Below are 13409 nucleotides of genomic sequence, written 5' to 3' on the forward strand. Positions count from 1 at the left end.
CCTTCAGCGCAACCAGGCCGCCGGTACCGCGGTCAACCTGCGCTCACCGCACGCGACGGCCACAACACGGTGGCGATGGCGAACATGATCAGCGCCACGGCGGCCCAGTCCTGCCAGTGCAGCACCTCGCCCAGGAACAGCGCGCCGCTGAACACGCCCAGCACGGGAATGAACATCACCGAGAGGGTGGACGCGATCGGGGGCAGGTCGCGCGCCATCGACAACCAGACCACCTGCGCGAAGGCGAACACGCCCAGCGCGTTGTAGATCATCGCGGCCCATACCGATGGCGTCGGCCAGGCCCAGGCATCGCGCTCGAACACCGTCGCCAGCACCGTCATCCACAGCGTGGTCAGCACGGTCATCCAGAAGGAAATGGTGAGCGTGGTCTGTGGCATGCGGGTGCGGCGCAGCAACTGCGTGCCCAATGCCCAGGTCGCCGCCGCCACGAGCATCATCAGCACCCCCAGCGGAGCGCCCGAGAGCTGAATGAACTCGTGCCACAACAACAGCACCACGCCCGTGGCGGCAGCCGCCACGCCGCCCCAGGCACGCCCGGCCAGCTTCTGGCCGAACCACCAGGCGCCGACGATGGCGGAGAACACTGGCATGGTGTAGCCCAGGATCGCGGAGCGGCCGCTGGACAGCGTGGGAATCGCCAGCATCACCAGGGTGTGCCAGGCCACCATGTTGAACACGGTCAGCATGCACAGCTCGGGCCAATGGGCGCGCTCGATGCGGAAAGGCACGCGTCGCCAGACCAGCACCAGCGCCAGCACCGGCAGGCCGATCCACATGCTGATGGTGCGGAAGGTCAGCGGCGGGTAGCCAGTCACGCCCATCTTCATGATGGGCCAGTTGAGGCCCCAGACCAGCGTGAGAAGAATCAGAAGAATGAGCTGCCGGCGGGACAAGGTGTGCATGGCCGAGATCTTAGGCGGGCATCGGACGACGCTCCGTCGAGCGCAGGACAAGTCCCCACGGGAAGCCGCCATCCGGTGTGAAGGCGCAAACCGCAGCGACAGCCGCAGCCATCGCGAGGATTTGCAACGCCGCCATGGGTGCGAAGGCGCGATGCCATGGGCAGTCATTTGCAGGGCACCACACTAGAATCCCGGCATGACATTTCTCGACAAGCTGCGCAGCGCCGAGCGCCTGAACCGTTCCATGCTGTGCGTAGGGCTGGACCCCGATCCGGCCCGCTTTCCCGCCCACCTGCAAGGCGATGCCCGACGCATCTACGACTTCTGCGCGGCCATTGTCGAGGCCACCGCAGACACCGCCCTGGCCTTCAAGCCGCAGATCGCCTACTTCGCGGCGCACCGCGCGGAAGACCAGCTCGAACGGCTCATGGCACACATGCGCAACGTGGCGCCACAGGTGCCGGTGATCCTCGATGCCAAGCGCGGCGACATCGGCAGCACCGCGCAGCAGTATGCGATCGAGGCGTTCGAACGTTATGGCGCGGATGCGGTGACGCTTTCACCCTTCATGGGTTTCGACTCGGTACAACCTTATCTGCAGTACCACGGCAAGGGCGCCTTCCTGCTGTGCCGCACGTCCAACCCCGGCGGGGACGACCTGCAGAGCCAGCGCCTGGCGAGCGTGCCGGGGCAGCCGCTGCTGTACGAGCATGTGGCGAGCCTGGCGCAGGGTCCGTGGAACCTGAATGGCCAGTTGGGCCTCGTGGTCGGCGCCACCTACCCGACGGAGATCGAGCGCGTGCGATCGATCGCACCGCATCTGCCGCTGCTCATCCCGGGCGTCGGCGCGCAAGGCGGCGATGCAGCGGCCACCGTGAAGGCCGGGCTGCGCACGCAGGGCGCGGAGACCACCGGCCCGATCATCGTGAACTCGTCGCGCGCCATCCTCTACGCCTCCAATGGCACGGATTTCGCGGCCGCGGCGCGCGCCGCAGCGCTCCGCACGCGAGACGAACTGCAGGCCGCGCGCACCTGAATTTCGACCAGCGGCGCCCGCGCCGGACCAGGCGGCATGACCGTTCGGCGGTTGCCGCAGACGCGCCACACCGAGCTGTAACCACATGAAAAGCGCCCCCGCCGTGGCGGGTGGTGCTGCCTACACTCGCGCTCGACGAACCGAGGAGGAACCCCATGTCGGAGATCGAAGCGCCCCTGCGAAACCTGGATGAGACTTCCCCCGAGCAGGCCCCAGGCCCAGGCTTGGCCACCGTGGCCGCGGCTGCCGCCGCCGCGGCGGCGCTGGCGGCATGCGGTGGAGGTGGCGGCGGAGAAAGCGCGAACGAGCCGCCCGCCGTAGGCGTGGTGGATTTTTCTCTCGCCGGCTTCTCCTATGCCGCACCAGCGAGCGACGCGGAAGCCGCGCGCTTCCTCCAGCAGGCCCAGTTCTCCTCCACGCCCGAGGAGATCGCCGAACTGCGCAGCTCCACATACGCGCAATGGCTGGCCAACCAGTTCGTGCGCAACCAGAGCATGACGGGCTGGGACTGGCTGGAGAACCGGGGCTATGGGTCGGTGGACAGCAACAGCTACTTCTTCAACCACTATCCCGCCGACTTCATGATCTGGAACCAGTTGCTCTATGGTCCGGACATGATGCGCAAGCGCATTGCGCTGGCACTCTCCGAGTTCTTCGTGAGCTCGCTCGCGTCGGCCGAGTTCACCTGGCGTGCGCACGCCTACGCGGACTGGTGGGACACACTCAAGCGCAACGCCTTCGGCAACTACCGCCAGTTGCTGGAAGACGTGACCCTGCATCCCGCGATGGGTTATTTCCTCAACACCAAGGGCAACCAGAAGGAGAACGTCTCCACCGGCCGTGTGCCGGACGAGAACTACGCGCGGGAGGTGATGCAGCTTTTCAGCCTGGGCGTGTACCAGCTCAACCTGGACGGCACCGTCAAGACCGATGGCAGCGGCAAGCCGCTGGAGACCTACACGCAGGACGACGTGACCAACCTGGCGCGCGTCTTCACGGGCTACGACTTCGACCGCTCCGACGGCGTGCGCCACACCGTGCCGGGGCAGACGTACACCATCGAGTCGCGCGAGTTCGCGCGCAAGCCCATGGCGCTCACCGCCAGCCGCCATTCCATGCTGGCGGCCACCTTCCTGGGCACCACCGTACCGGCCAACACGCAAGGCAAGGACGCCTTGCGCGTGGCCATGGACGCGCTGTTCAACCACCCCAACACGGCGCCCTTCTTCGCGCGCCAGATGATCCAGCGACTGGTCACCAGCGATCCCAGCCCGGCCTATGTGTCGCGCGTCGCGGCACGCTTCATCGACAACGGTGCCGGCGTGCGCGGCGACCTGCGCGCGGTCTGGGTGGCCATCCTGCTGGACGATGAGGCCCGTGGTGCGGCCAGCCTGGCAAGCACCACCTTTGGCAAGCTGCGCGAGCCCATGCTGCGCTTCATCCAGTGGGCGCGCACCTTCAACGTGGTGTCCAACGCGGGCAGCTGGAAGATCTTCGACCTGGGCAACCCGGCCACGCAGCTGGGCCAGAGCCCGTTGCGCGCGCCCTCGGTGTTCAACTTCTTCCGCCCCGGCTACGTGCCGCCGGGCACCGCACTCTCGGCCTCGGGTGCCACGGCCCCGGAGTTCCAGCTCGTCAACGAGTCCTCGGTGGGCGGCTACCTCAACTTCATGCAAGGCGTCATCGAGCGCGGCATCAACTGCCCCAACCCGGCGGTACCAGAGGCCGCGTGGACCAGCTACGCCTACGACGTCGTCGCCAACTACGCGCGCGAACTCTCCATGGTGACCAATGCGAGCGCGCTGGTGAACCACCTGTCTCTGGTGCTGTGCGCGGGCCAGCTCTCCAGCGCGACCAGGCAGACCATGGTCACCGCGCTGGAAGCCACCACCGTGACCAGTGCGAGCACAGACACCCTCAAGAACCGCCGCGTGTGGGCCGCGATCCTGATGGTCATGGCCACGCCCGAATACCTGATCCAGAAGTAACAGGGACCACGCCATGCACTTCATCCAGCCCGACAAGCACACGCGGCGCGCCTTCCTGCGCCGCGCCGGCCAGCTCGCCTTCACCGGCGCGGCCTTGCCCACCGCCCTGAACCTGGCCGCCATGGCCGATGCCGCCGCCTTCGACGCCACCGACTACAAGGCCCTGGTGTGCGTGTTTCTCTATGGCGGCAACGACTACGCCAACACCGTCATCAACTACGACAACGCCAGCTACGACCAGTACAGCGCGGTGCGAGGCGGTGGCGCGGGGCGCACGGCGGGTGGCATCGCGCTGGCGCAGGCCGACCTCGCGGCGACCCTGCTCAACCCCGACACCCCACTGCCGGGTGGGCGCCAGTACGCACTGCACCCGGCCATGACCGGCCTGGCCGGCCTGTTCAACAGCGGCAACGCCGCCGTGCAACTCAATGTGGGGCCGCTGGTCGTCCCTCTCACGCGCCAGCAGTACCAGGGCAGCAACCGCACCCTCTACCCGATCCCGCCCAAGCTGTTCTCACACAACGACCAGCAGTCGGTCTGGCAGTCCTCCCAGCCGGAAGGCGCCACCACCGGATGGGGTGGCCATATCGGCGACCTCGCGCTGTCCTCCAACAGCAGCCGTGTGCTCACCTGCATCTCGGTCACCGGCAATACGGTCTTCCTCTCGGGCGACCAGGCCCTGTCCTACCAGGTCAGCACCAACGGCGCGGTGAAGATCAATGCGCTCAATGGCAACGTGTACGGCTCCTCGGCCGTGCGCGGCGCCATCACCCAGCTCGCGCTGCAGACCCGCTCTCACGTGCTGGAGAACGAGTACAACCTGGTGACCGCGCGCGCCGTGGGCGCCGAGAGCGCGATCTCATCGGCTCTGGCGGCCTACCCGGCCACCAACGCGGCCTTCAGCGCCTTTCCCACGGGCAACAACCTGGCGGACCAGCTCAAGCTGGTGGCGCGTCTGATCGCCGCACGCAACGAACTGGGCAACCACCGCCAGGTGTTCTTCGTCTCCATGGGTGGCTTTGACCTGCACGACAACCTGTTGAGCAACCAGGCCACGCTCATGGGCCGGCTGAGCGGCGCGCTCACGGCGTTTCACGCGTCCACCGTGGCACTCGGCGTGGCGAACCAGGTCACCGCGTTCACCGCGTCGGACTTCGGCCGCACGCTCACCTCCAACGGCGACGGTTCCGACCATGGCTGGGGCAGCCACCACTTCATGGTGGGCGGTGCCGTGCAGGGCAAGGCCTTCTATGGCAAGGCGCCCCCGGTGAGCGTGGGCAACTCCACCACCGATGCCAACGACCAGTGGCACGTCGGCCAGGGCCGCCTGCTGCCCAGCACGTCCGTGGACCAGTACGCCGGCACGCTGGCCACCTGGTTCGGTGTGCAGGGTGGCGAGATGGCCGGCATCCTGCCCAACCTGACGAACTTCAACAGCGCGGACTACCCGACCAACCTCGGCTTCATGGCGTAGAGGCCCCGCACCGCGACGGCTGCGCGGCACACCGCTAAGATGGCCGGCCCCGCCTCTCTCAGGGACCGCCATGATCGATCTGTACACCGCTGCCACGCCCAATGGACACAAGGTATCCATCGCGCTGGAAGAGCTGGGCCTGCCCTACACGCTCAAGGTGCTCGACCTCACCGCGGGGGAGCAGCGCACGCCGGCCTTCCTGGCCATCAACCCCAACGGCCGCATCCCCGCGCTCATCGACCGCGCGGCCGAGGACTTCGTGGTGTTCGAGTCCGGTGCCTGCCTGATCTACCTGGCCGAGAAGACCGGCCGGCTCATGCCCACGGACGCCAGGGGCCGCTCACGCGTACTGCAGTGGCTGATGTTCCAGATGGGCGGCGTGGGACCGATGATGGGCCAGGCCAACGTGTTCTTCCGCTACTTTCCGGAAAAGATCCCCGCCGCGATCGACCGCTACCAGGGGGAATGCAAGCGCCTGTTCCGTGTGCTGGACGGGCACCTGCGGGACCACGAGTACCTGGCGGGCGACTACTCCATCGCCGACATCGCCAACTGGGCCTGGGTGCGCACGCACCGCTGGTCCGGAGTGTCTATCGACGACCTGCCGCATCTGCGGCGCTGGCGCAATGCGATCCGCCAGCGTCCGGCGGTGCAGCGCGGCATCGAGCAACCGCCCGCCAAGGTGGACCTCGGGCGCGATGGGGACGAAGGCGCCGCGCGCTTTTCCCGCGAGGCCCTGAGCATGGTGGAGACCGGCAGGAGTCAGACACCATGAAGCTCTACGTGGCACCTCGCGCGCCCAACCCGCGGCGCGTGCGCATGTTCCTCGCCGAAAAAGGCATCCAGGATCTGGAACTGATCGACGTGGACCTCAATGCCCAGGCACACAAGGCCGATGCCTTCCGACGCAAGAGTCCGCTGGCGCGCATACCGGTGCTGGAGTTCGACGACGGGCGCGTGCTGAGCGAGACCCGCGCGATCTGCACCTGGTTCGAAGGCCATACGCCCGAACCCAACCTGATGGGCACGAACGCCGAGGAGCGCGCCTTCATCGAAATGGCCGACCGGCGCATGGAGTGGTACCTGATGCTGCCGCTGGCCAATGCGATCCGCCACACGCACCCAGGCCTGGCGCCGCTGGAGCAGCCGCAGATCGCCGCCTATGGCGAGTCGCAGCTCCCGAAGGCCCTGGAGACCGCCGCCTGGCTCGACGCCGAACTGCAGCGCCAGCCCTGGGTGGCCGGCGAACGCTTCACCATCGCCGACATCACCGCCTTCTGCGCGCTGGAGTTCTCGCGCCTGCTGCGCTTCAAACCCGCCGAGGCGGGACTGCACGCGCTGCAGGCCTGGCGAGACCGCGTGGCGCAGCGGCCCAGCGCCCAGGTGTCCTGAGTCAGCCTTTGGGCAGGGCCGCGCGCTCCAGGGCACGCTCCATCGCCGGCAGCGACCGCAGGCCAAAATCCAGGCGGGCCTGCAGGCCGTCCTGCAGGCGGGCCACCACCTCACCCGACAAGGACGCCGGCACGCGCGCCAGCAGGCCCTGCGCGGTGCTCAGGTCGTTCAGGCCGCCGAGCAACTCCTGCGCCTGCGCCAGCAAAGCGGTGCTGCGGGCCATGCGCCCGGCAGGCAGCAGGCCGCCGAGGAATTCCTGCGCATAGCGCAGCTTCTTCAGTTCGATGCGCAACTGGTGCCGCCCCTCCGGCCCCTGCCGGCGCGCGGTGCGGGCCTCGCGCCGCAGCCGCGCATGCCGTTCGCGCAAGGCGTCGCCCGCCCAGGAGACCAGAACGCTGTCCCGCGTCGGCGCCGTGCCGCCGACCGGATCGGCGGGAGGCAGGCGCCACACAGCGTGCATGAAGGCCAGCAACCTGAGCGCATGCGCGCTGCCGCTGAGCGTCTGCAAGGCGCGAAGCCCCGCCTCTCGGCGCTGCGACGCCACCCATTCGCCCAGAGCACTGGCTTCGGCCTGCAAGCCCGCTTCTGGCGCCAGCTCGGCCAGCAGGCCCGGCAGCCATTCGCCGGCGAACACGTCCCAGTCCCGCGCTTCGCCCAGTTGCCCGGCCACCTCCCGCCACTGCGCGGACCAGTACCCGACGAACCGGCCCGGCAGGTAGGGCGCGAACAGGCGCAGGCCGGTGCGCAGGCGGCGCAAGGCCACCCGCGCCTGGTGCACGAATTCCGGATCGGGTAGGCCGCCCTCCAGCGGCGGCTGGCGCAGCCCCGCCGCATTGGCCTGCAGATGCGCCAGGCACGCGAACGCGGCGGCCCGCAGCGCCTGCACCGGGTGCATGCCGGCTTGCAGTTGCAGCGGCTGAGCCTTCACCGGCTGCAGCCGCTCACCCATGAACAGGGCGTAGCCCCGTTCCGCCTTGCTGCGATCGGCCGGCAACAGCCGCAACCCCTGCTCCGACCGGCCTTGCGGCCCCAGGGCCAGCGTGTGCGCCAGGTCCAGCAGATCCCCGACCGGTCCCTCCAGCAGCTCCAGCTCCAGTTCCAGAATGGGCAGGCGATGGCCATCGCCCGCGCTGCCGGTGGCGATGACACCCTGGTCCAGCGCCAGCTCGACCCGCGCCGCCCCGTGCGTGAGCAGCCATGTGCGGCGGGTGAAGTCGGTGCGAAAGACCGGCACGAGCTGCCAGGCCACCCGGCCCAGTTGCTCGGCCAAGGCACTGTCATCGACCAGCGAGGCGAAATCGAAGCGCCCAGGCCGGCTGGGCGCCTCCCACTCACCGCGCCGTGACAGCCCGCCCACCGAACTGCCCGCCGTCTTGACCGTCAGCAGCGTGCGCCGGCCCACGCGCCGCTCCCGCACCGCCAGGCGTTGCGCACGCAGGGCCAGTGCGGCGGTGTCGTAGTAGGTGTTGAGCAGGCGCGCACGCCGTGGCGCCTGCCCGGCCAGCAGAGGATGGGCCAGCAGGCGCGGCAGGTCGTCGGGGTGAAGTTCGAGCTTGAGTTCGGTTTCCTGGGCCATGGAGGGGCGGCGCCATCGGTTGCGGCGCAATGGGTCGACGCGGGAGTCTGCCATTCATTCGAAAGCCGAACCACCTCACCCTTGTGACAGCGCTGGCCAACGCGGGCATTACACCCTGTAACCAGCACCCTCCGAGGTCCTCCGAAAATCCCCAAAGCCGTGCACGGCCCAGCCCCTCCACCCCTCCACCCCTTCACGACGAACACGCCCCATGTCCCGACTCCTGCCGCTTCCCTCGCTGCTGTTGACCCTCTTCCTCAGCCTGAGCGCAGGCACGGCCCTGGCCGGCAAGCCGGACTGGGAAGACAAACCCGGCAAGGGCCACAAGCACCGGCCCGAGGCCCGGCACGACGACCGCTCCAGCCCACAACTCCGCCCCGACAGGCCGCGAGACCCACGCCGCGAGGCGGCGCCGCAGGTCAACATCCAGGTGCAGATCGGTGGCTACTTCGGTGAGCCGCAGCGTCGCGCGGCCTACGACTACTACGAACCACGCTTCAAGTCGGGCCACTGCCCGCCCGGGTTGGCCAAGAAGCACAACGGTTGCCTGCCCCCCGGCCATGCCAAGCGCTGGGAGATGGGCCGGCCGTTGCCGCGCGACGTCGTCTACTACCCCGTGCCCAGCGGCGTTTCGGTGCACCTGGGCGTGCCGCCTCCGGGCTACAAGTACGTGCGCGTGGCCGCGGACATCCTGCTCATCGCCGTCGGCACGGGCATGGTGATCGACGCGATCGAGGACCTGGGACGGCTCTAACGCTTCGCATGCGCACCTTCGTACGCCTGCTGTGCTGCCTACCCGCAGCTTCGCTTGCCCTGGTGGTGGGTGACCCTGCCATGGCACAGGACGAAACCGTCAAGCTCGACGCCAGCCGCGACTACCTGATCGGGGCGTCCCTCACGTCCTCGGCGCCCATGCTGGGCAGCGACACCTCCCAGCGCCTGCGACTGAGGCCGATGTGGGCCTTCCAGCTCGGGCGCTTCCGTTTCGCCACGTCGGGCGCCAGTGCGTTGCTGACACAAGGCCGCCAGACAGTCGACACGGGTGTGAGCACGGTGGTGGCGGGCAGCGACCGCTGGTCGCTGAGCACGTCGCTGCAACTGGATGAAGGCCGTTCGTGGGACGGCGATCGCATGTTCCAGGGCTTGCCCGACGTGCGCGCCACGCTGCGTGGCCGACTGGCCGCCAACATCGCGCTGGGCAAACGCTGGAGCGCGTCGCTGCGCGGTTCACAGGATCTGCTGGGGCGAGAGGGTGGCCTGCGCATCGACAGCGGCCTGAACTACCGCTACCCCGTCTCTTCGCAGACGCACTGGGATTTGGCACTGGGTGCGGGTTGGGCCAACGGCACCTTCCAGCGAACCTTCTACGGCATCGCGCCCGATGCGGCCGCGGCCACCGGCCTGCCCATCCATCAACCCGGCTCCGGCTGGGACAACACCTCGCTGAGCTGGCGGCTCACCTCCGCGCTGAACCGCCACTGGGTGATGTACGGCGGCGTGAGCGTCTTGCAACTGCAGGGGGCGGCCGCCAGCAGCCCGCTGACGGGCCGGCGGACAGCGTACGGTGCGACGGTGGGACTGGCGTACCGGAATGACTAGAAGGCCCCCACGCTCCACCGCTGCGCGGGTCGCTGCCCCCCGAGGGGGCTGACCCCGCCTTGGGAGCGGCCCGGCGGCGGGGTCCATGGCCCCCCACGCTCCACCGCTTCGCGGGTCGCTGCCCTCCGAGGGGGCTGACCCCGCCTTGGGAGCGGCCCGGCGGCGGGGTCTGTGGCCCCCACGCTCCGCCGCTGCGCGGGTCGCTGCCCCCCGAGGGGGCTGACCCCGCCTTGGGGCGGCCCGGCGGCGGGGTCCGTGGCCCCCACGCTCCACCGCTTCGCGGGTCGCTGCCCCCCCGCTCCGGGTGGGTGGCTTTCAATTTCTTTGCAGTAGCCGGGCCAGATAACGCCCCGTGTGGCTGTCCGGGTTCGCGGCCACTTCTTCAGGCGTGCCTTGCGCCACCACGGTACCGCCGCCCGAGCCGCCTTCGGGGCCCATGTCGATGAGCCAGTCGGCGGTCTTGATGACGTCGAGGTTGTGTTCGATCACGACGATGGTGTTGCCGGCATCGCGCAGTTGGTGCAGCACCTTGAGCAGCAGTTCGATATCGGCGAAATGCAGGCCGGTGGTGGGTTCGTCCAGGATATAGAGCGTGCGACCGGTGTCGCGCTTGGAGAGTTCCAGCGCGAGCTTGACGCGCTGCGCCTCGCCGCCGGAGAGCGTGGTGGCACTCTGGCCGAGCTGTATGTAGGACAGGCCGACATCCAGCAGGGTCTGCAGCTTGCGGTGCAGAGTGGGGACGGCGCTGAAGAAGGCGTGCGCCTGCTCCACGGTCATGTCCAGGATCTGGGCGATGTTGCGGCCCTTGTACTGCACGTCCAGGGTCTCGCGGTTGTAGCGCCGGCCGTTGCAGACCTCGCAGGGCACGTAGACGTCGGGCAGGAAGTGCATCTCGACCTTGACCACGCCGTCGCCCTGGCAGGCTTCGCAGCGCCCGCCGGCCACGTTGAAGCTGAAACGCCCAGGCCCGTAGCCGCGCTCCCGCGCGGTGGGCATCTCGGCCATGAGGTCGCGGATGCCGGTGAACAGGCCGGTGTAGGTCGCAGGGTTGCTGCGCGGCGTGCGGCCTATGGGTGACTGGTCGACGTTGATGACCTTGTCGAAGTGCTCGATGCCCTCGATGGCCTCGTGCGCGGCGGGCTCATCGTGTGAGCGGTACAGCGTACGCGCCACAGCCGCGTAGAGGGTGTCGTTGACCAGGGTGGATTTGCCGGAACCGGACACGCCGGTCACGCAGGTCAGCAGGCCCACGGGGAAAGACACGTTCACGCTCTTGAGGTTGTGCCCGCTGGCGTTGACCACGCGGATCTGCTGCTGCGCCTCACTGGCGGGCGCAGGCACCTTCGCCGCGCGGCGGCTGGCGAACCCCGAGGCCACCGGTGAAGCCGTGTCCGCCGGGCTGCCCGTGACCGGCAACCATGGCGTGCGCCGCGTGGGCACCGCGATCTGCCGCGTGCCCGCGAGGTACTGGCCGGTCAGGGATTCGGGCGTGGCCATGACCTGCGCGCAACTGCCTTGCGCCATCACGCGGCCACCGTGCACGCCGGCACCGGGGCCCATGTCGATGACGTGGTCGGCGGTGCGGATCATGTCCTCGTCGTGCTCGACCACCAGCACGGTGTTGCCCAGGTCGCGCAGGTGCTGCAGCGTGGCGATGAGGCGGTCGTTGTCGCGCTGGTGCAGGCCGATGCTGGGTTCGTCGAGCACGTACATCACGCCGGTCAGGCCGCTGCCGATCTGGCTGGCCAGGCGGATGCGTTGCGCCTCGCCACCTGAAAGCGTCTCGGCACTGCGGTCCAGGCTCAGGTAGTTGAGCCCCACGTCGTTGAGGAACTTCAGGCGCTGCCGGATCTCGTTGATGACGCGCGCGGCGATGTCGCCCTTGGCCCCGCTGAGCGTGAGGCGCTGGAAATAGGCGTACGCCTCGCCCAGCGTGACGTGGCTGATGCGGTAGATGGGCTGCTTCTGCTCGCCTTCACCCACGAACACATGCCGGGCTTCGCGGCGCAGGCGCGAGCCACCGCAATCGGGGCAGGGCTGCACCGCGCGGTAACGCGCGAGTTCTTCGCGCACGGCGGCGCTGTCGGTCTCGCGGTAGCGCCGCTCAAAGTTGCGGATGATGCCCTCGAACGTGTGTTTCTTGCTGACCTTGCGGCCCTTGCGCTCGCCCGATTCCAGCGCGTAGCTGAACTTGATCTCTTCATCGCCGGAGCCAAAAAGAAGCACCTGGCGAACCGCGTCGTCCAGGCGCTCCCAGGGCGTATCGACGTCGAACCGGTAGTGCGCGGCCAGGCTCTCGACCATGGCGAAGTAGTACCCGTTGCGCCGGTCCCAGCCCTTGATCGCGCCGCTGGCCAGGCTCAGCGTCGGGAAGGCCACCACGCGGGCGGGATCGAAGAACTCGGTATGCCCCAGGCCATCACAGGTCGGGCAGGCCCCCATGGGCGAGTTGAATGAGAACAGGCGTGGTTCGAGTTCGCCCACCGTGTAGTGGCACAGCGGACAGGCAAAGCGCGCGGAGAACGCGTGCTCGCCGGGCGCCTCGCCGTCCATCTCGAGCGCCATGGCGCGTCCGTCGGCCAGCCGCAAGGCCGCCTCGAAACTTTCGGCCAGACGCTGGCGCAGCGGGTTCACGCCATCGCTCTCCTCGTCGGCGCGCACCTTGATGCGGTCGATCACCACGTCGATGTTGTGCTTTTCCGTCTTCTTGAGGGCGGGCAAGGCGTCGAAGTCGACCACCGCGCCATCGACGCGGAAGCGCACATAGCCCTGCGCCTGCATGTCGGCGAACAGCTCGGCGAATTCGCCTTTCTTCTCGCGCGCCACGGGTGCCAGGATCATGAGGCGCGTGCCCTCGGGCAGCGCCAGCACGGTGTCCACCATCTGGGCCACGCTCTGCGCGGCCAGCGGCAGGTCGTGGTCGGGACAATGCGGCGTACCGGCGCGCGCGAACAACAGCCGCAGGTAGTCGTGGATCTCGGTGACGGTGCCGACCGTGGAGCGCGGGTTGTGGCTGGTGGCCTTCTGTTCGATGGCGATGGCCGGCGACAGGCCTTCGATCAGGTCCACGTCCGGCTTGTCCATGAGCTGCAGGAACTGGCGCGCATAGGCCGAGAGGCTTTCGACATAGCGGCGCTGGCCCTCGGCATAGAGGGTGTCGAAAGCCAGGCTGGACTTGCCCGAGCCCGACAGTCCGGTGATCACCACCAGTGCGTGCTTCGGGATATCAAGGTCGATGTTGCGCAGGTTGTGCGTGCGCGCACCCCGCACGGAAAGAACGGCCGAGGCGGCGGACGGCGCGGGCACAAGCGGGTTCTTGAGCTGCGAGGGCAGGTTCTGGTTCAAGGCGCGATCGGATTTTCTGGGCAACCCGACATGATAAGGCGGCGGGCCACGCCATGCCAGGCACGTCTTTGCGGCG

Annotated in this window: 10 protein-coding genes; 7 read left to right on the forward strand and 3 right to left on the reverse strand. The window is 68.6% G+C overall.

Going from position 1 to position 13409, the window contains the following annotated elements:
• Positions 1–32: 32 nt before the first annotated feature.
• On the reverse strand, positions 33–923 hold the full coding sequence (locus tag KIT53_RS09565; protein WP_297751178.1) for an EamA family transporter: 891 nt from the start codon (positions 921–923) through the stop codon (positions 33–35).
• A gap of 196 nt (positions 924–1119) precedes the next feature.
• On the opposite strand from KIT53_RS09565, the gene pyrF reads away from it, so the two are divergent.
• The 5 genes from pyrF to KIT53_RS09590 all read left to right on the forward strand — a co-directional run bounded on the left by pyrF (position 1120) and on the right by KIT53_RS09590 (position 6813).
• Positions 1120–1959 carry an orotidine-5'-phosphate decarboxylase gene (gene pyrF, locus KIT53_RS09570; RefSeq protein WP_297751180.1) on the forward strand — a complete coding sequence of 280 codons (840 nt, stop codon included), beginning with the start codon at positions 1120–1122 and terminating at the stop codon, positions 1957–1959.
• 155 nt (positions 1960–2114) lie between these two features.
• Positions 2115–3947: a DUF1800 domain-containing protein gene (locus KIT53_RS09575; RefSeq protein ID WP_297751184.1), complete on the forward strand. Its 1833-nt coding sequence runs from the start codon at positions 2115–2117 to the stop codon at positions 3945–3947.
• A 13-nt stretch (positions 3948–3960) separates the two neighbouring features.
• Complete coding sequence (locus KIT53_RS09580) at positions 3961–5421, forward strand: DUF1501 domain-containing protein (RefSeq protein WP_297751186.1); 1461 nt, start codon at positions 3961–3963, stop codon at positions 5419–5421.
• Between the two features lie 70 nt (positions 5422–5491).
• Entirely contained in the window at positions 5492–6196 is a 705-nt protein-coding gene (locus KIT53_RS09585; protein WP_297751188.1) for a glutathione S-transferase N-terminal domain-containing protein, read from the forward strand.
• A complete protein-coding gene (locus KIT53_RS09590) occupies positions 6193–6813 on the forward strand; it encodes a glutathione S-transferase family protein (protein WP_297751191.1) in 621 nt (206 codons plus the stop codon). The genes KIT53_RS09585 and KIT53_RS09590 overlap by 4 nt, the downstream gene beginning before the upstream one ends.
• Before the next feature lies 1 nt (position 6814).
• Here the strand turns inward: KIT53_RS09590 and KIT53_RS09595 are convergent, their stop codons facing one another.
• Positions 6815–8389: a CYTH and CHAD domain-containing protein gene (locus KIT53_RS09595; RefSeq protein WP_297751194.1), complete on the reverse strand. Its 1575-nt coding sequence runs from the start codon at positions 8387–8389 to the stop codon at positions 6815–6817.
• Between the two features lie 211 nt (positions 8390–8600).
• On the opposite strand from KIT53_RS09595, the gene KIT53_RS09600 reads away from it, so the two are divergent.
• Positions 8601–9143, forward strand: coding sequence for a hypothetical protein (locus KIT53_RS09600; RefSeq protein WP_297751197.1), 543 nt, complete (start codon positions 8601–8603; stop codon positions 9141–9143).
• Positions 9144–9151: 8 nt separating this feature from the next.
• The gene (locus KIT53_RS09605) at positions 9152–9988 is read left to right on the forward strand and encodes a MipA/OmpV family protein (protein WP_297751200.1); all 837 of its coding nucleotides are present in this window, start codon (positions 9152–9154) and stop codon (positions 9986–9988) included.
• A 315-nt stretch (positions 9989–10303) separates the two neighbouring features.
• Here the strand turns inward: KIT53_RS09605 and uvrA are convergent, their stop codons facing one another.
• Positions 10304–13294 carry an excinuclease ABC subunit UvrA gene (uvrA, locus tag KIT53_RS09610; RefSeq protein ID WP_297751353.1) on the reverse strand — a complete coding sequence of 997 codons (2991 nt, stop codon included), beginning with the start codon at positions 13292–13294 and terminating at the stop codon, positions 10304–10306.
• Positions 13295–13409: the final 115 nt, after the last annotated feature.

This window comes from Hydrogenophaga sp., assembly GCF_026125785.1.
Lineage (GTDB): Bacteria > Pseudomonadota > Gammaproteobacteria > Burkholderiales > Burkholderiaceae_C > Hydrogenophaga.